The organism is Dulcicalothrix desertica PCC 7102 (assembly GCF_003991905.1).
In the GTDB taxonomy this organism is placed as follows: domain Bacteria; phylum Cyanobacteriota; class Cyanobacteriia; order Cyanobacteriales; family Nostocaceae; genus Dulcicalothrix; species Dulcicalothrix desertica.
This window is the reverse complement of the sequence record NZ_RSCL01000020.1, coordinates 113,831-133,038: the sequence shown is the minus strand read 5'-3', so window position 1 is coordinate 133,038 and position 19,208 is coordinate 113,831. Positions and strand designations below refer to the sequence as shown.

The window sequence follows — 19,208 nt, the reverse complement described above, 5'->3', positions numbered from 1 at the left end:
TTTAATCGCATAGGCTCTTGCTCAAACCTGGGTTATTATCGCTGTTTGATTGTGTCGAGTAAACTCAAAAAGAAAGTAACAAAGCAAAAAAGACATTAAATTGATACTCCTACTAGGTAGCGACAAAAAGCCGCAAGGCATTAAACCGATTAGGCGCGTGGGTAATGCCAGCATAAAAACAAACATCTCTCTTCCTATATATACTTGGAGGCACCGGCAAACAGTATTTAACGGCAACCTAAAAGCAGTAACCGAAGGATGGAGATGCGCGTCAAATAGCGCTGGCAACCATCCGCAAAAACTGTATTCTTATAGGGGAAGAGTGGATGAACAACGGCAAAGTTAGAATCTATGAATTATCAAAGGAATTGAATTTGGATAACAAAGAGCTATTAGCAATTTGCGACCAGCTCAATATCTCAGTTAAGAGTCATAGTAGTACAATTACAGAACCAGAGGCAGAGCTTATTCGGTTAGAAGCCGAGAAGCGACCACCTGCTCCTTCAAATATCAGAAAGGATAATGGCGCCAGTCAAAAAAATAATTTATCTTCGACTGGTAACAACCGACCGACAACACCAACCAAACAACAGATTTTAGAAATTCGCAAACCTAAATTGTTAAATAACTTTAATACCAACGCCGTTGATGCGTTTAGCCTCAGCAATAACCAATCCGCCAAATCTCCCTCAAACCCTCGACCTATCGCTCCAGCAGTCTCCCCCATGAAGCCGACGGCACCTATTCGACCCGTAGCCCGCAATACAAGCGATTCCACACAACAACCTGCACCAGCAGTAAACGTGGATAGCAAGCCCAGTACCAATCAGCCCGCTGAGAAAATCGCAGCCGAGAAACCCGAAAAATCGGCGCCTCCGCGTAACAAACCGGAGAAACCCCAGAAGCCACAGTTGTCGGCACCTCCAAGCCGACCCGAGGCGCAATTAGAGGGTGCGATAGCTGGTGCGCCGACCGAAAAACCGGTATTGAAACGCGACCGTAGCGAGGCGCCACCAAGTAAGCCAAAGGGCAACAAAGGTGGTGCTCCAACAGCTACAGAACAACAGTCAGGAACGCCAAAACCAGCACGTCCAGGTGGCGGTGGTGCAGGCAAACCAGAAAGAGGAAATCGACAACCCGCAGGTGGTGGCGCCCCAAGCGACGTAGCTCGCCCAAATCGACCTTCGCGCTCTGCATCAGAAGCAGTTCCCGTTGCAACTGCACCAAGGCTAGTTGCACCACCATCACGACCTGCTTCTGGTGGCGAAAAAACGGGCGATAAAACTACAACTACAACAATTCCAGACGAAACAATCGAACTTCGGCGCCCAAGTCCACCTCGTCCAAGTAAAGGTGGTAAAAAATGGGTTGAAGAAGAAATCGAAGAAACCAAAGAATCAAAAGCAGCTAAAGCAGCTAAAGCGAAGCGTAATAAACCCCTCATCGAAGAAGAATTTGACGAAGACGATCTTCTTGATGATGACGATCCAGATGCACAAACTGCGATTCAGGTTAGCAACGCGATTGTCCGTCCTCCAAAACCAAAATCAACTAAACCAATTCAAGCTCCAACAAGTGCAGCTGTTACCCAACAACAAAGAGCAGTAAAAAGAGCTAATGCTTCTTCTTCGTCTTCTTCTCGCGACCAAAACAAGCGCCGTAACGACACAGAAGTCAAGCGTGAGCGCCCTTCAACATTGATAGTAACTGGTACACTGACCGTACAGGAATTGTCGGATGCCATAGCAGTAGCTGATACCGAAATCGTTAAAATTCTTTTCATCAAAGGTATTCCAGTCAGCATTACTCAAAACCTCGACATCCCCACAATCACCTTAATTTGTACCGAGCTAGAAATTGCCGTCGAAACTCAAGAGAAAGAAGCAGAAGCTCGTAAAGTCACCGAAATGATTGAGGCTGGAGATTTAGATAATCTCCAACGTCGTCCGCCGGTTGTTACAATTATGGGTCACGTTGACCACGGTAAAACTACCTTACTTGACTCGATTCGTAAAACGAAGGTCGCAGCAGGTGAAGCAGGTGGTATTACTCAGCACATTGGCGCCTACCATGTTGACGTTGAACACAACGGCGAAATGCAACAAGTTGTGTTCCTTGATACACCTGGTCACGAAGCATTCACCGCAATGCGGGCACGAGGAGCGCGCGTTACTGACATCGCGATATTAGTAGTGGCAGCCGATGACGGTGTACGTCCACAAACAGTAGAAGCGATTAGTCACGCACAAGCAGCAGGAGTGCCAATTGTCGTCGCTATCAACAAAATTGATAAAGAAGGCGCCCAGCCCGACCGCGTGAAACAAGAGCTAACGCAGTATAGTATGACACCTGAAGAATGGGGTGGTGAGACCATTATGGTACCCGTCAGCGCCATCAAGGGTGAAAATTTAGACACCTTGTTAGAGATGATTTTGTTAGTAGCAGAAGTCGAAGAACTATCAGCGAATCCAAATCGTACAGCAAAAGGTACTGTTATCGAAGCGCATCTTGATAAAGCGAAGGGAGCAGTTGCGACTTTATTGATTCAAAACGGTACATTGAGAGTCGGCGATATTCTGGTTGCTGGTTCAGTGTTCGGTAAAGTGCGGGCAATGGTCGATGACCACGGCAAGCGCGTAGATGTAGCTTCACCGTCGTTTGCAGTAGAGGTATTGGGCTTAAGTGACGTACCTGCCGCAGGTGATGAGTTTGAAGTATTCTTGGTAGAAAAAGAAGCGCGCTCAATTGCCGCTATACGTGCCGAGAAGATTCGTCAATCACGTTTGATGCAAGGACGTGTCACTTTGGCGGGTATTTCCGCGAAAGCACAGGAAGGCGAACTGAAAGAACTCAACTTGATATTGAAAGGAGACGTTCAAGGTTCAGTCGAAGCAATTGTGGGTTCATTAAAGCAACTTCCACAAAACGAAGTGCAAATTCGCTTATTGCTTTCAGCCGCAGGTGAGATTACTCAAACTGATATTGACTTAGCAGCAGCGAGTGGTGCGGTTATTATTGGTTTCAATACTACCTACGCAAGTGGCGCCCGTTCTGCTGCCGACGAAGCTGGTGTGGATGTTCGCGAGTACAACATTATTTACAAGTTACTCGAAGACATTCAAGATGCGCTCGAAGGTTTGTTGGAACCCGAATTGGTCGAAGAAGCATTGGGGAGCGCCGAAGTTCGTGCCGTCTTCCCTGTTGGTCGTGGCGCCGTTGCAGGTTGCTACATTCAAAATGGCAAGTTGATACGCAACTGCAAAGTACGAGTACTACGTGCAGGCAAACAACTCTTCGAGGGTGCGCTTGACTCACTCAAACGTATGAAAGAAGACGCACGCGAAGTCAACGCTGGCTACGAATGTGGTATCGGCATCGACAAGTTCAACGACTGGGTAGAAGGTGACATCATCGAAGGCTTCCAGATGGTAACAAAACGCCGAACCCTAGCCTCCACCAAGAAATAGTAAATTTGAGATTTTAGATTTTCTCTAAAATCTCCAACTTTACTATTCCATTTATCAGTATTTAAGTGGGCACAATTATTCTTGTGCCCCTTATAATTTGAATTTAGAAATATAAATACAATTTTCAGAACAATTTTCCGAATTTACGTACTAATTTCCTCTGTTTAGTCATCAATGTAACAGAATTACTATGTAAACAAGATTAGTTTTATAAAGGAATAGTTAAAGTTAAAGTTAATTTTTGCTTTTTCAGGGTGCAAATTTACACTGCTTTGCCCCAATCGCTCTCGAAGTACAACTATCGGAGTTATGTATAATGGGTAACATTAATTTAGAATCAAATAACAATATAGCGGACACAGAAATTTGGAACAGCTTGCAACAAGCCATAGGCGCAAGCTCAGGATTTTTACGTTGGCAACTCGAAGCAGGTGCCAAGTATCAAAACCTGCGCCTAGAAGAACAAGTACAAAGGTATTTACGAGAAACTTTGGAAAATTTGGCGTACTAACCCTAAAAACCCAATATATTCTGCAAGCTCCCTTGCAAACTACGTAACTGGCGATAAGCTTTTTCAAGATTATCGCCATCTACCTCCACTTCTTTTCCTGGATAATTTCTAATAACTTCAATTAACTTAATATCATTATCCTTAGCCGCCGATAGTACAAGTGCAGTTCGCATAGCTTGTCTATCGGTTTTTCGCGTCGGTGTATGAATCACCTGACTAATTTGGTCTAAAATTACATTCCCAACAGGACTGTTCAATACCCTTTCTAAAATAACAGGATTGACTTTCACAGGCGCCGTCAAATAGTTACGAACTTTCTGAGGGTCTTGTTTCGCTAACGCTAAAGCTGCGCGTAGTGGCAGTGAAGGTTGCCCAGTATCAGCGAGAGTCGAAAGTTCTTTTACAGGAAACGGTTGACGGAAAGCGCGATATTTAAGAACAATCTGTTCTGCGGCAAATACGGGGACACTCATTGAAAACACGCACATGCTAGCAGCTATTATCAAGCAATAGCGCATTAATATAAATCGTAGCATTTACTTATATATATTTGAACCTAATTATCATGTGACGATAATTACACCTTATTAGTTGCATGTATTGCAGCAATAGCTTTTAAGGTCATTTACCCATAAATATAAATTCTGATTTTCGTAAGGAACTGTGCTGATAATGTGCGAGTCTTCCGGTATAGTTTTGCATGGGTTTGATAGCAATACTGCTGCAAAATAGACCCGACTCAAGATGCCAACTTTTCAGCAAATTTATAGACGCGAATCAGATGACACGTCAGGGTTTACACAATCAACGCAATAACAATTCCTTTTTCACACACAGCAACCGTATGACCAAGCAACGTGCGCTGCCCGCTATCTTATCCGCTTTAATCGTAGCTTCTGGCGCCTCTACCATCGTGCCAGCATTTCTCAACAATGGTGCTACCAACGCTCAAGTTCCAACTCGTACCGCTCAGGCTCCTGCTACTGGTACTATACTATACGTTAACTCAGCAACTGGCAATGATGCGGCAGGCGCCGGCACAGCTGAAGCGACACCATTTAAATCGATTAGTTTTGCCTTAAAAAGCGCACAACCAGGTACTATTATTCAATTGGCGCCGGGGACTTATAACGCCGAAAGTGGTGAAACATTCCCAATTGCCTTAAATCCAGGAATAACTCTACGGGGAGATGACAACTCTAAAGGTCAAACAGTGTTAATAAGTGGCGGTGGATTTTACACGAGCCGTACTTTTGCACGTCAGAATATTACAATTTTGGCAGGTAATGACGCGGTAGTTTCTGGAGTCACAGTTACTAACCCTAACGGACGCGGAACCGCAGTATGGGTAGAATCAACGAATCCAACTATTCAAAATAGTACTTTTACACAAAGCGTTCGTGAAGGTGTATTTGTCACAGGTACAGGTAATCCTAAAATCGAAAATAATATCTTTACTCTTAACCAAGGCAATGGCGTTTCAGTCGCTAAAAATGCCAAAGGTGAACTTCGTAACAACCTGTTCCAAAACACAGGTTTTGGAATTGCAGTTAGCGACAGCGCATCACCTTTAATTACTGATAACCAAATTACTCAGAACAACGGTGGGATTGTAATTAGTAGTACAGCTAAACCAGTATTGCGAAACAACGTCATTCAAGATAACCGTGACCACGGTTTGATAGCAATTCAAAATGCAGAACCAGACTTAGGTACCCAAGAAAGTCCAGGTAAAAACCTAATTCGCAACAACGGCAAAAAAGACCCGAAAAAGTTCTTTGATATTTATAACTTCACTACAAACAAAATTATTACCGCTGTTGGTAACGATGTAGACCCAACCCGGACTTCAGGTAAAGTCGAATTAGTTGTGGCAAAAGTTGAACCACCACCAGTAGTAGGAGGTGCAACAGCTTTCAAAGATGTAACTGGTGATTATTGGGCAAAAGCGCATATTGAAGCTTTAGCTTCGCGTAATATTATTGCCGGGTTCCCCGATGGCACCTTTAAACCAAACGAACCAGTAACACGCGCACAATTTGCGGCTATTATTGCTAAAGCCTTTAACCCAGCACCAAAGAGAGAAGCAGCTAACTTTACAGACGTAAAGAATGACTTTTGGGCGTTTCAAGTAATTCAAACTGCTGCACGTGGTGGTTTTATCTCTGGTTATCCTGACCGTACATTTAAACCAGCACAACAAATCGAACGTGTACAAGTACTTGTTGCACTAGCAAATGGCTTAGGTTTAACTGCTCCTAACGTTAGCGTTAATTCTTTCTTTAGCGATGCAGCTCGTATTCCTAACTATGCAGCTAGCCCAGTTGCAGCCGCAACCTCTAGAGGACTAGTAGTCAACTATCCTACCGTGAGACAACTCAACCCAACTCGCGAAGCAACCCGTGCGGAAGTTGCTGCTTTTGTTTACCAAGCTTTAGTTAATGCCGGTCAAGCGCAAGCTATTCCTTCCCCCTATATCGTCAGAACCCCCTAAATAATAATGTAGAGACGTGATAAATCACGTCTCCCTTGGGCGGAGTGTGGTTTTATATTGTGTGAGTTCATGATTTGATCCCCCCCTAACCCGGGGGGATCAAGACTTGTTTCAATGTAACAAATTTGCCTTAGCTGCTGCGCGCACTATACGGTTAGGGTCATTTTTTAGCTGACTCAAAATATCCTGTGGTGTATTAAGATGTTGAGCAACAGCGTAACGTTCGACCCATGATAAGGAGTCACTATTATTAGCCAAAAAATCACTCTTGGCGCCTACATATAATAATCCAATGAAACGAGAAAATGAAGGTGTAGGAGTATTTATATAAGTTTGTAAGTATAAACTTGCTTTTTCTGGATAATTAATTACTAAAACTTTGATTGCTGCTGTTTTGGCTGCTTGGAATTTTTTAGTTTTTGTTTGGGCTAATTTTTCGATAATATCTAAAGGTGTATTTGGGTTTTGAGCGGCGCCTATACGCACAGCGACATGTTTATCATTAGCTAATTTTGCTAGAATATCAGCAGGTGTATTTGAATGAAGTGCTACAGCTTCACGAATAATAGCATTTTTATGTTTTGCTAGTCTTACAAGTTGAGATTCTGAAATTTTGGGATTTTGTAATGCTTGCCAGTTCTCAAGCAACTTGTCTGAATTGGTTAAATATTTATCTGCATTTTCTTGATAATTTTGAATAGCCGCTAATCTGACATGATTATCTTTATCTTCTAATAAATTTGTTAAAACTTCAATTGATGTGTTTGCATGTTTTGCGACTAGAGTGCGAATACGAATATCTGAATCTTGTGCTAAATCATTTAAAATTTCTACAGATGTATTAGGGTAACGTGCAAGCGCTATTTTTATATCATATTTGTTCAAGTAAGAATTTTTTAAAATTTGCATCACATCGACGAATATTTTAGGATTTAATAACAATTTTCTCCATAAAAGTTCTAAAGCTTCTTTTTTCAGTTTACTATTACTATCATATATACATTTAACTAATAATTGTAATGGAGCATTCGGATGACAAATAATCCATGAGTAATATTTATTATCTTGCGCCAATTTCTCTAAAATATTATCCGCTGTACAAGGATGACAAACAATCTGCCAAATTACACTAGCATCTTTGGTATTCACTAGCTTTGTGAAAATACTATCTAGAAACTCAGATTTTTCAAAAATGTTTTTACATGTTTCCAATACAGCATCTTTGACTTGACTTGAGCTATCTTCTGCAAGTTTATCTAAAATATCTATTGGCGTGTTAGGATTTAATGCTACTGCCTTACGAATTAACCAAATTTGATCTTCAGCTAACTTTTTGAGAATATCTATAGAAGTATTAAGATTACAAGCAATATCATATCGCTCTCGACTTTCAGTATCTAAAAATTTTAATTCTAAAGTATGAACTTGTTGATTTTTATTATTTGCCAAATTTCTTTTTTTTTGAAGTTCTATTAAATTTGTGAATTTAGCTGTAGATTTTTGCTGACAATATTTTTGCAATAGTGATAAAGGAATTGTAGGATTATAAATAAATGCAGTAAAATCGACTTGATTATAGGTAGTTGCTAACTTGTCTATTGTAGATAGTGGTGTATTTGGATTTCCAGCTAACTTCGTTAAGATTGAGTCACTACGAGTGTTTTTTGCCAAAGTTTCTAAAGTATGTGCGGGTATTGTTAAATCATCCACAATTTCTAACTTGACTTGATGGCTTAATGCACCTAATAAAGATTTTGGAATAGTGCCAAATTTCCATAATTCAAAAACTGAATCGTCATGACAATATAATTCGCATTCTGATATTAAATTTTTAGCCGCTTCTTCCCATCCTTCTGTTATTTCTCCTGCATAGTTAACGTGCATTTGTGCCGATAAAGCAATAGTATCACCAATTTTATTTCCACTATCTTCAATTTTAAGTAATTTTGACAATGCGGATGCAGGTGTTCTTAAACTTTTTACTAAAGTCTCTAACACTGGATAATCATTTTTACTGTTACGATTAGCTGCCATTACCATCCAATCAGTAGGTATTGTATCTAACTCCAGTAATTTAACCAATGTCTCAACTGGCATTTCTTGTATCAGGTTTGGATTTTCTAATAACAGTAACGATAAAACAGGATTATCAAATAGTTCCTGTGGAAATTCTATACTATAGCTTATATTTATTCTAAAACTTTACTTTTAAATAAACGTGAGTATTTTAAAGATGCTTCGTTCCTCAGCATGACATATGACATATGAGGTTAGATGCTACCCTTCGGGAAAACTACCCTTCGGGAAAACTTCGTTTACGTTAACGTTCGCGACTCATGACATAAGTTTAGAATTTTACGAATAGGTATGGGGATGTCTATCAGCTACCAAATTATTGCTGATAAACATCGTGGGAGATTGGAGTGTTTTTCTGTGCTTGGACAAGGAACCGAGTTTTGTATTCACATACCCAAACAGCAAGTAGTTGACTGAACCTAAGAAATAAGCCTATTTTCAATCCTTTGATAGAGTTAACATAACTTAAGAATCTTTATAGTATACTTATATATAACCTGTCACTCAGTACATATTGTTAAGCACCCGTATTATTTGTACTAATAACGAATAAGCGAGTGTTAGTTGCTATAGGTAAATAAAACTCAAGTTCGTCGTTCGTTCGTATATTTGGTTTTTTATCAATGAAAGCTTATTCAGACGTTAGCTAGGTGATTAACGTGAAAATTGACGTGGGTAAATACGTTTACACTAAAAGGATACAAAGTAATAAACTATTAGTTACTTGTTTACTTGGTCTTGGGTTTTTGTGTGCAGGTTGCGGCGCCGGAGTCAAGGATAAAGCAGATGCACAATCACAGCAACCTGCTGCAGCTGCAAATAGAGCGACACCTGTAGATGTAGCTATAGCTAAAACAGGCGTACTGCAAGAAAAACCAGAGTTTACTGCGACAACGGCGCCATATCGAACTGTATCATTGCGCTCACAAATAGAAGGACAACTATTAGCGCTTTCGGTTGATGTGGGTAGCACTGTTAAGCAGGGACAAACGCTTGGACAAGTAGATGATGCACTGTTAGTAACAGCATTAAATCAAGCAGAAGCTGAACTTGCTTCGTTAAAATCAGAAGTTGCTAGGACGAATACACAAATAGTCAACCGAAAAGCTGAAGTTGAACGCTTACGGTTAGAACTAGTGCAAGCGCAATCTGATGCTAACCGTCAACAGCAATTATTTAAAGAAGGCGCCATTTCTGAACAAGTTACACAAACTAGTCGTACCGCAGCACAAACTGCTGCCCAAGCTTTGCGTGCGGCAATTTCACAAGTCAGTACAGAACAACAAGCTGTTGCAACTGCTCAAGGTCGAGTTGTTGCCCAACAAGCAGTTGTAGCCGAAGCTAGAAAACGTCGCTCTTATGCTAGGTTAATATCTCCTATTAATGGTGTAGTGGCAGAAAAAGTTTCCGAACCAGGTAACTTACTACAACCAGGTAATGAAGTTTTAAAAATTAGCGATTTTAGCCGCGTCAAGGTTGTGGTTCAACTCTCAGAGTTAGAAATAGGAAATATTCGAGTTGGACAATCAGTAAGAGTCAGTTTAGATGCGTTTCCTAATCAAACATATACAGGTAGAGTTGCCCGTATTTCCCCAGTTGCAGATGCTACCGCGCGCTTAATACCAGTTGAGGTGGAAATACGAAATAGCAATGCTAAGATAGGCAGCGGACTTTTAGCAAGAGTAGCTTTTGATACTAATACCGCACAGCAAGTAGTTATACCAGTGACAGCACTAGCTGAAAACGCATCAGGAAATAAAGCAAGACAAGAAGAAAATCAGAGCCGTCAAGGCACAATATTTGTGCTGCAACAAGGCGCCGCAAAACCAACGGTAAGCGCTAGACCTGTAACGCTTGGGCAAAGAAGTAATGGAAACGTTGAGATTTTATCAGGGTTGCAAGCAGGCGAGTCTTATGTTGTGAGAAGCGGTAAACCTCTCAAAGATGGTGAAACCGTCGGGCTTTCAATTCTTTCAGAGAAATCATAACAAAACGTAAATTAATGTTGGGTCTCAGCACTCAGCACTTTTGCACTCAGCACTCAGCACTTTTGACTCTATATGCAGCAAACTAACACCACAGGCTTTAGTATTAGTGCAATTTCGATTCGTCAGCATATTGGTACTTTGATGTTGACGCTAGCGGTAATTGTTATGGGTGTCTTTTTCATCCTGAAGTTACCTGTAGATTTATTACCTTCAATTACTTATCCCCGAATTGGTGTTAATATTACGGCGCCTGGAATATCACCAGAAGTGGCAATTGATGAAGTCACAAGACCTCTAGAAGAAGCTTTTTCGGCTACGGAGGGAGTAGTACAAGTATTTTCGCAAACGCGCGAAGGACAAATAAATTTGAATTTGTTCTTTCAGCCAGGGGGTAATATTGACCAAGCTTTGAATGATGCGACTGCTGCTTTTAACCGTGCGCGTAACAGACTACCTGACACTATCGAAGAACCGCGCATTTTTAAAATTGACCCTTCACAGTTACCTGTTTATGAATTTGCTTTGACTTCACCATCATTAGAACCTGTTCAGTTGCGGGTGTTTGCTGAAGAGGAACTCGCGCGTGAACTGGGTGTAGTTGCGGGAGTTGCGGGTGTCGATGTGTCGGGGGGGGTGCAAGAAGAGGTTAATGTCAATATTGATTTGGATAGGTTACAAGCGTTGGGTGTTGGTTTAACTGATGTTTTGGATGAATTACGAAACCGTAACCAAGATATCTCTGGCGGTAGAATATTCGGTCAAAATTCAGAACCTCTAACCCGTACTGTTGGACGCTTTCAATCTGCTGATGAAATTCGTAATCTTTCATTTGAAGTTTCTTCTCCTAGCTCGACTGCAACTCCTACTCCAAATAGACGTGTTTATCTTCGTGATTTTGCTGCTGTGATTGATGGTACAGAGAATCAACGAGTCTTTGCTTTACTAAATAAACAACCAGCAGTAAAAATTAGTGTTCAGAAGCAACCGGATGCTAACACTATTAATGTTGTTGATGGTGTTAAAAAACGTTTGAATGAACTTAAGCAGTCAGGTTTAATACCTGAAGAAATGACGTTAACAGCAACATTAGATGAGTCAAAGTTTATTAGTAATTCGATTTCTAATGTTACTAGTTCTGGTTTAATTGGCGCCGGTTTAGCTGCTTTAGCCGTTTTATTATTCCTTGGTTCGCTACGCCAAACTTTTATTATTGTTTTTGCTATTCCCCTTGCTACCCTTGCCGCAATTATTTTCATGGGGTTATTTGGTTTATCTATAAATGTATTCAGTTTGGGTGGTTTAGCTTTAGGTGTGGGTATTGTTGTTGATAACTCAATTGTGATGTTAGAAAACATTGCTGAGGGTGCTGGTGTAACTCCAGGCAAAGACAGCAAAACCCGCTTGAATCAACAGGAAATGATACATCAAGCACAGAAAAGTAGTAGTGAAGTGGAATCGGCACTTATTGCTTCTACGAGTACTAACTTAGTTGCTGTGTTACCGTTTTTACTTATTGGTGGATTTATCTCGCTGTTATTTAATGAGTTGATATTAACAATTAGTTTTTCTGTTGCAGCTTCAATTTTGATTGCTGTAACGGTGGTGCCAATGTTAACTTCACGAATGTTAGCTTGGCGCCTTTCTAGTGGAATAGGCAAATTTTGGTTTTTGCGCGAATTTAATCGTCGCTTTGAAGGTGCAACTAGAGGATATGGTGGTTTCTTAAATCAGGTGTTACGTTACCGCTTATTAGCTGTGGGTCTTGCTATTGTGCTTTTTGGTGGTGGTAGTTTGTGGATGGCGCCGCAAATTCCTCAAGAAATTTTACCCCGTATCAATACTGGACAAGCAACTTTATTCGCTCAGTTTCCTCCTGGTACTCCTTTGGAAACTAACCGTAAGGTGATGAGAGCGGTTGATGATATTGTGACGAAACAACCTGAAACCGAGTATGCTTTTTCTACAGTTGGCGGATTTTTGTTTGGTAGCAATACGAACGAAAACCCATTGCGGAGTTCGAGTACTATTACCCTCAAACCAGGAACTGATGTAGAAGCATATGTTGAAAAAGTCAATAAACAATTTAACAAACTGAATTTAGCAGGAATTCGTCTGCGTCTGGCGCCCGGTCAAGTTCGAGGTTTAATACTAAATAATTCGCCGATTCGTGGCGCCGATATTGATGTCATTCTTCAAGGCAATGATGAGAATAGTTTACAACAAGCAGGTCGCCAAGTTTTAAGTGCTTTAGAAGATAAAGTGCAAGCTGCGCGATTCCGTCCTGATGCTGACGCACGTCAACCAGAAATTCAAATTCGTCCCGACTGGGAAAGAGTTGCTGCTTTAGGATTAACAACTACAGATATTGGCAACACAATTCAAACTGCAATTGAAGGTAGTATCCCTACTCAGTTGCAACGCGGCAACCGTTTAGTCGATGTTAGGGTACAGTTAGATGAAGAGTCTATTAGAAATAGTTCGCAATTAGAAAGAATACCTTTATTTATTGATAGTAGTCGCCAAGTTCGTCTGAGTGATGTTGCTCAAATAGTTGAAGGTCAGGCGCCAGGGGAAATACAGCGGATTAATCAGCGTCAGGTGTTCTTAATTGCTGGTAACTTGAGTGAAGGCGCCAGTCTGGGTGATGCGATTACCCAAGTTAATCAAGTATTTAGTAATCTTAAACTACCACAAGGCGTGACAGTTTTACCTAGTGCTGCGGTTGAATCAAATCGACAGTTGCAAGGTTCACTCGGATTATTAGGAGGATTAGCTGCATTTCTCGTATTTGTGGTAATGGCAGTACAGTACAACTCGCTCATCGACCCGCTAGTAATTATGTTTACAATTCCACTTGCGCTAGCTGGGGGAATTTTCGGACTTTATATTACTAAAACTGCTATTGGCGCCACGGTTATAGTTGGAGCAGTTTTACTAGTTGGTATTGTAGTGAACAACGCCATTATTATGGTTGAACTTGCAAATCAACTTGGGGAACAAAAAGGTATTAATCGTCGAACTGCAATATTAGAAGCTGCACCACAACGTTTACGTCCAGTTTTAATGACTACAATTACTACTGTGTTGGGTATGTTTCCCTTGGCATTGGGAATTGGTGAAGGTTCTGAGTTTTTACAACCTCTTGGTGTAGTAGTCTTTTCAGGGTTATCTTTAGCAACAGTATTAACACTGTTTATTATTCCCTGTTTCTATGTTATGCTGCACGATTTTTTCGATTTACGCTCTTGGAAACCTATTTTATCTCGTTTAGGAGTGCCGAAGAAATTTTTTGGGTAGAAATGCTCCGGAACCGGAGACGTGATTAATCACGTCTCTACGAATGTATTAAAATGAATTTACGAATTTGGGTATTTTGATGGCGCCAGCGTCGAATCAGTAAAGCGCTAATTAGTAACCAGCAAGCGCTTTGAGATAAAATCGCTGGCTCAAATATTTTGACGACAGTGCGAATATTTTTGTTTTTAAGTGCCACTAGCATCCAATGCAGTTTGAGATAACTTCGTATATTTTCAAGCTTTGGAATTTTTTGACTATGAGTCGCATCCACCAAAGCATAAATTTTCTCTTTCATCAATATATTTGTATCAAGTCGCTTCAAATAAGCTATTTTTTGGTCATACCCCCCATCCCATTGGGTGCGATACGCAAGACATTGATTCAAAAAAATCGCATCACCAAATTTACTAATGCGAATCCAAGAATCTATATCATCACAAGAAGTCATACTAATATCCCATCCACCCGATTCTAAAAAAGCTTGGCGCCTACAAGCTACTTGTACAGGTGTACCAAAAGGAATAATTTCCAGCAGCATTCCATAATGAATGTCAGCTTGTGGGATGTAATATGCTTTGCCTGGGCCAAGTTGTGGAGTGCGACTTTTTTCAACACCGTCCTGGTCTACCTGAGCGGCAACACACGAGCAAATGGCAGCATTTTCATTAAGTGTAATTGCTTTGCTCATTTCTTCTAAACAGTTAGGCGCCAAGTAATCATCATCATCTAAAAACTTTATCCAATCTCCACTACTTTTCTCAACTCCAATATTTACCGTCGCTGCATGTCCTGAGTTTTCAGAATTACGATAGTAAATTAACCGAAAATCTTCGCGTGCGTACATTTCGTCACACAAAGTCTCTACAAATTGGCGTGTTCCATCAATAGAGCAATCATCCACAACTACTATTTCACAGTCCATTGTTTGCTGCAAAACTGAGTTTATTGCCCTTTGCAGTAATTTCAAACGGTTATACGTCGTAATTACGACACTAAATTTCATAAACTGAACACTTGCCTCAGATGTACAGAACTTGTCGCTTATTACACACTTCTATTCCAATTATTTCACTACCGGATAGTTGATTGTCCAGAAATCAGGCTTCTTTACGACAATTTTCATATTTAGTGTAATTTATAACAAGAAGCCTGGTTTCTTTGGCTGATTTACAGCAGTGGAAATACTGACCTATCGACGGCTGTGATACTTAGTGTAATTTATAACAAGAAGCCTGGTTTCTTTGGACTGAATCGAAGCTATGGATAATGGACTATCCTGTAAGAGAAACCATTTGTCTGGTGAACGGAGAATAAAACTGTGAAGTTGCAGCGACCGATATTAGTAGGAGGACTGTCCCTTAGCTTTGCATTGTGGCTGTTCGATAGCTTGCAAGACTCATTCGTCTTTCTTAGTGAGTTTAGCTTATTGGGTTTAGTCGCTGTTGGTGGTTCTTTATGGCTATTTAAGCAGCGTAGTACTAGTCCCAACGTACTGCTTGAAGAATTACCTAGCGACCGTGCGGCTGTTGAAAAGGCGATATTAAAGGCTTCTGCTGTTGTCAGTCAGTTAGCAGGCGCCTGTGAAGATGATGTAGAGACAAAAAACTTTGCGTTTCTGCTGCAAAATCAAATCTCTAAACTAGAGAAAGAAATTGACAGGGAAGAAATGCAACTAGCTGTGACTGGTGGAAAATTTGTAGGTAAATCTACGCTAATTAACACTTTACAGCAAAACTGTGAATTATTACCCGTTACCAAGGCGAACTTTTACGAAACGGCGCCTTTGTTTATTGAGGCTTCTAACACTGATAATGAAGTTTTAAATAATACTGTAACATCTGACTACGTGTTATTTGTTACTAACGGTGATATTACTGATACAGAATATCAAACGCTTCAGCAACTGAACGCTACCAGTGGTCGCATCATGGTGGTCTTCAATAAGCAAGACCAATACATTCCGGATGAGCGTGCAAGTATCTTGTCATCTTTAAAACAACGGTTGCAATGTGATGTTACTGCAACATCGGTGGCGCCTGTACCAATTAAAGTTCGCAAGCACAACGCAGATGGTACGACTAGCGAATGGATGGAACAGCCGGCGCCTGATATACAGCAATTAACAACTCAATTGAGTCAAGTATTTGCGACTACAGGGCAAAAGTTGATATGGGCAACTACTGTTAGAAAAGCGAACTTACTCAAAACTGAAGCTAAAACAGCATTAAATATAGTAAGACTGTCACGCGCTACTCCAATAATTGAACAAAATCAATGGATAGCTGCTGCTGCTGCGTTTGCTAACCCCTTACCTGCGTTAGATATTTTAGCGACTGCTGCTATTAACGCACAAATGGTTATGGACTTGGGTAATGTGTACCAGCAAAAATTCTCCCTTGACCAAGCCAGAACTGTGGCAGCAGAAATGGGAGGGTTAATGCTTAAACTTGGTTTAGTTGAACTTTCGACGAAAGCTGTTAGTACTGTGTTGAAGACTAATGCTGTTACTTACGCTGTGGGTGGTGTTATTCAAGGTGTAAGTGCTGCATATCTAACGCGCGTTGCTGGGTTAGCTTTGGTTGAGTATTTCCAAGCGCAGGAAGTTTCTATTGAAACTGGAAATGCACTGAATTTGGATAAGTTACGTTCGTCTTTGCAAAATGTTTTTCAGCAAAGTCAACAAGTGGCTACTTTACAAGGGTTTGTTAGTCAAGGTGTTAAAAAGTTAGTTCCTGAAGGTGTTTGATCTCCCCCAACCCCCCGTGTAAATTTGGGGGGCTTTGATTTTAATAAAACTATATAATTTGACATAGCTTTTTTTACTTGTGGTTTTTACGGTGATACTAAAATTACCAATCATTTAGGGTTTTTTGGATGTGGTTTATTCGATATTGCGTAATATTTTGACACTAAATTAGACTTTTATATCGCTGATACTGATTAAAATTTATACTAACATTGAAGTTCATTTTTTAAATTATTTCATTGATATTGTTTAAATGCAAAGTTTACCCTTTAATGGAAAAAACATTTGCACTACCAATGAAATAAATTTATGGCTGCAACTACGAAAGCTACTAAAAAAACTACTAAGAAAAAGCGTGCTGATAACGATTCACCTTGGAAAGAAATTCTCGAAATTTACTTTCCCCAAGCGATGCAGTTTTTCTTCCCAGAGGTTGCATCTCTTATTAACTGGAGTCGTAAACACGAGTTTTTAGATAAAGAGTTTCGCCAAATTTCTCGTAAAGCCAAACAAGGTAAACGATATGCAGATAAATTAGTCAAAGTATGGGGACATAAAGGGGAAGAATTGTGGTTACTGATACATATAGAAATTCAGGCCCAACCGGAAAAGGGCTTTGAAAAACGCATGTTTGTATATAACTTCCGAATTTTCGACCGTTTTGATAAACCAGCAATTAGCTTGGCGATTTTATGTGATAGTAGCCCAAACTGGCGCCCGAAGGGGTTTAGTTTTACTTACCCAGGTACAAAATTGGATTTTCAATTCGACAGCGTTAAGCTTTTAGATTACCAAAATCGCATTGCTCAACTTGAAGCTAGTGATAACGTGTTTGCTCATGTTGTCATGGCACACTTGAAAATGCAGCAAACCCAAGGAAAACCTAATCAACGAAAAGAGTCAAAATTTGGCTTGATACGTCAGCTTTACGAAAAAGGGCTAGACGAGCAGGATATTCGTAACCTCTATAGATTTATAGATTGGGTTATGATTTTACCAGAGAGGTTAGAAAACAAGTTTTGGGAAGAATTAAAACAATTTGAAGAGGAGCAAAGTATGCCTTATATTACCACAGGTGAGCGGATTGGTTACAAACGCGGTAGACAAGATGGTGAACAAGGATTAATTTTACGCTTACTGTCACGACGATTTGGAGAATTATCGCCCCAAGTGCGCGCGCGTGTTGAGTCTATGAATTCAACTCAGTTAGAAGCACTTGGCGAGGCTTTGTTAGATTTTACTAATATTGATGATTTGAACAACTGGTTACAGGAGCATTAAACAATAGTTTGGCGCCATTTGTAGGTTTAGAGACTCCCTTGCTCAAAAGTTTCGACTTATATGTGAGGGGGCTAAAAAAATATTTGTAGGTTGGTTGGAGAACGGAACCCAACAAAACACTAACAAAACATTATTATGCTAAATATTTTTTTACCACAGAGACTATTAGACCACAGAGAGAGGAATTTATATAATTAAGTAAATGGCTGTTAAACCGAAGATTTTTTCTTTTTTTGCTGGCTCTGGTTTTTTAGATTTTGGATTTGAAGTTTGTGGGTATGAGATTGTTTATGTAAACGATATTTTTAAGCCTTTCATGGCAGCATATAAATACTCACGTGTAAATCTAAATTTGCCTTTGCCTGAATATGGATATCATGACGGGGAAGATAATGATGTTAATAAGCTGATAGAATCTTCTCATGCTAATTATTTAAAGAATTTTGTAAAAGATTGTCGTACAAACGATACAAATGTAATTGGGTTTATTGGTGGACCACCATGTCCTGATTTTTCTATAGGTGGCAAAAATCGTGGTTATTTGGGTGATAATGGTAAGCTGAGTAGTGCATATGTTGAATTGATTTGTCAACAACAGCCTGATTTGTTTGTGTTTGAAAATGTCAAGGGTTTATGGAAGACAAAAAAGCATAATTTATTTTATCAATCTCTGAAGGTAAAATTACAGTCAGCTGGTTATATATTGACAGACCGCTTAATTAATGCTATCGAATACGGCGCCCCACAAGATAGAGACAGAATTATCCTAATCGGCTTTCGTAGTCATTTTTTAAGCAAGATTGGAGTTTTTGAACTTGAATTCCCTTGGCAAAAATATATTGTGTATCCTCGAAGTGTTGTTTTTTCTTATCCCTGGCGCCAGTGCGAACCTTTTGAAGTAGACTCTGTTATACCTTGTCCTTTAACAATTCCAGAAGAGCTAACAGTCGAATTTTGGTTTAGAAAAAATAATGTTTTAAATCATCCTAATTCTCAACACTATTTTCAACCGAGAGCGGGAATTAGTAAATTTGCTTCAATTGCAGAAGGAGATGATTCGAGAAAATCTTTTAAACGTTTACATCGTTGGCGTTATTCTCCGACTGCTTGCTATGGTAATAACGAAGTACATTTACATCCTTATAAAGTTCGGAGAATATCTGTAGCTGAAGCTTTGGCAATTCAATCTTTGCCACAAAGTTTTGTTTTGCCTGATGATATGTCACTTACTAATATGTTTAAAACTATTGGAAATGGTGTTCCTTATTTAGCATCAAAAGCTATTGCACAATCTATTATTGACTTTATTAATTAGCTATTTTTATAAATACATGGATTAGGAACGGGC

General features: G+C 40.0%; 11 protein-coding genes. 8 read left to right on the top strand and 3 right to left on the bottom strand.

What is annotated here, in order from left to right; all coding sequences use genetic code 11:
• Positions 1 to 326: 326 nt before the first annotated feature.
• Together infB and DSM106972_RS34910 are read left to right on the top strand one after the other, a co-directional pair.
• Positions 327 to 3,467 carry a translation initiation factor IF-2 gene (infB, locus tag DSM106972_RS34915; protein WP_127085003.1) on the top strand — a complete coding sequence of 1,047 codons (3,141 nt, stop codon included), beginning with the start codon at positions 327 to 329 and terminating at the stop codon, positions 3,465 to 3,467.
• Between the two features lie 316 nt (positions 3,468 to 3,783).
• Positions 3,784 to 3,978 (top strand): hypothetical protein, encoded by a 195-nt coding sequence (locus DSM106972_RS34910; protein ID WP_019494266.1) that lies wholly within the window; start codon positions 3,784 to 3,786, stop codon positions 3,976 to 3,978.
• A 2-nt stretch (positions 3,979 to 3,980) separates the two neighbouring features.
• On the opposite strand, the gene DSM106972_RS34905 is transcribed toward DSM106972_RS34910, so the two are convergent.
• Entirely contained in the window at positions 3,981 to 4,451 is a 471-nt protein-coding gene (locus DSM106972_RS34905) for an alpha/beta hydrolase (RefSeq protein ID WP_127085002.1), read from the bottom strand.
• A gap of 308 nt (positions 4,452 to 4,759) precedes the next feature.
• On the opposite strand from DSM106972_RS34905, the gene DSM106972_RS34900 reads away from it, so the two are divergent.
• Positions 4,760 to 6,472, top strand: coding sequence for a DUF1565 domain-containing protein (locus DSM106972_RS34900; protein WP_411675363.1), 1,713 nt, complete (start codon positions 4,760 to 4,762; stop codon positions 6,470 to 6,472).
• A gap of 111 nt (positions 6,473 to 6,583) precedes the next feature.
• On the opposite strand, the gene DSM106972_RS34895 is transcribed toward DSM106972_RS34900, so the two are convergent.
• Complete coding sequence (locus DSM106972_RS34895; RefSeq protein ID WP_127085000.1) at positions 6,584 to 8,569, bottom strand: hypothetical protein; 1,986 nt, start codon at positions 8,567 to 8,569, stop codon at positions 6,584 to 6,586.
• A gap of 638 nt (positions 8,570 to 9,207) precedes the next feature.
• On the opposite strand from DSM106972_RS34895, the gene DSM106972_RS34885 reads away from it, so the two are divergent.
• Both DSM106972_RS34885 and DSM106972_RS34880 read left to right on the top strand, forming a co-directional pair.
• Positions 9,208 to 10,536, top strand: a complete 1,329-nt coding sequence (locus tag DSM106972_RS34885; protein WP_127084999.1) for an efflux RND transporter periplasmic adaptor subunit — start codon at positions 9,208 to 9,210, stop codon at positions 10,534 to 10,536.
• A 72-nt stretch (positions 10,537 to 10,608) separates the two neighbouring features.
• Entirely contained in the window at positions 10,609 to 13,833 is a 3,225-nt protein-coding gene (locus tag DSM106972_RS34880) for an efflux RND transporter permease subunit (RefSeq protein ID WP_127084998.1), read from the top strand.
• A gap of 37 nt (positions 13,834 to 13,870) precedes the next feature.
• On the opposite strand, the gene DSM106972_RS34875 is transcribed toward DSM106972_RS34880, so the two are convergent.
• Complete coding sequence (locus tag DSM106972_RS34875) at positions 13,871 to 14,836, bottom strand: glycosyltransferase family 2 protein (RefSeq protein ID WP_127084997.1); 966 nt, start codon at positions 14,834 to 14,836, stop codon at positions 13,871 to 13,873.
• 315 nt (positions 14,837 to 15,151) lie between these two features.
• On the opposite strand from DSM106972_RS34875, the gene DSM106972_RS34870 reads away from it, so the two are divergent.
• From DSM106972_RS34870 to dcm, 3 genes are all read left to right on the top strand, one after another.
• A complete protein-coding gene (locus tag DSM106972_RS34870) occupies positions 15,152 to 16,579 on the top strand; it encodes a YcjF family protein (protein ID WP_127084996.1) in 1,428 nt (475 codons plus the stop codon).
• Between the two features lie 309 nt (positions 16,580 to 16,888).
• Positions 16,889 to 17,860 carry a DUF4351 domain-containing protein gene (locus DSM106972_RS34865; RefSeq protein WP_127084995.1) on the top strand — a complete coding sequence of 324 codons (972 nt, stop codon included), beginning with the start codon at positions 16,889 to 16,891 and terminating at the stop codon, positions 17,858 to 17,860.
• A 202-nt stretch (positions 17,861 to 18,062) separates the two neighbouring features.
• Complete coding sequence (dcm, locus tag DSM106972_RS34860; protein ID WP_127084994.1) at positions 18,063 to 19,175, top strand: DNA cytosine methyltransferase; 1,113 nt, start codon at positions 18,063 to 18,065, stop codon at positions 19,173 to 19,175.
• Positions 19,176 to 19,208: the final 33 nt, after the last annotated feature.

Bases quoted from the DNA above. Each gene is read 5' to 3' on its own strand.
- DSM106972_RS34895 (WP_127085000.1), bottom strand. From the start codon at position 8,569: ATGCCAGTTGAGACATTGGTTAAATTACTGGAGTTAGATACAATACCT.
- DSM106972_RS34875 (WP_127084997.1), bottom strand. From the start codon at position 14,836: ATGAAATTTAGTGTCGTAATTACGACGTATAACCGTTTGAAATTACTG.
- DSM106972_RS34910 (WP_019494266.1), top strand. From the start codon at position 3,784: ATGGGTAACATTAATTTAGAATCAAATAACAATATAGCGGACACAGAA.
- DSM106972_RS34905 (WP_127085002.1), bottom strand. From the start codon at position 4,451: ATGAGTGTCCCCGTATTTGCCGCAGAACAGATTGTTCTTAAATATCGC.
- DSM106972_RS34880 (WP_127084998.1), top strand. From the start codon at position 10,609: ATGCAGCAAACTAACACCACAGGCTTTAGTATTAGTGCAATTTCGATT.
- dcm (WP_127084994.1), top strand. From the start codon at position 18,063: ATGGCTGTTAAACCGAAGATTTTTTCTTTTTTTGCTGGCTCTGGTTTT.
- infB (WP_127085003.1), top strand. From the start codon at position 327: ATGAACAACGGCAAAGTTAGAATCTATGAATTATCAAAGGAATTGAAT.
- DSM106972_RS34865 (WP_127084995.1), top strand. From the start codon at position 16,889: ATGGCTGCAACTACGAAAGCTACTAAAAAAACTACTAAGAAAAAGCGT.
- DSM106972_RS34900 (WP_411675363.1), top strand. From the start codon at position 4,760: ATGACACGTCAGGGTTTACACAATCAACGCAATAACAATTCCTTTTTC.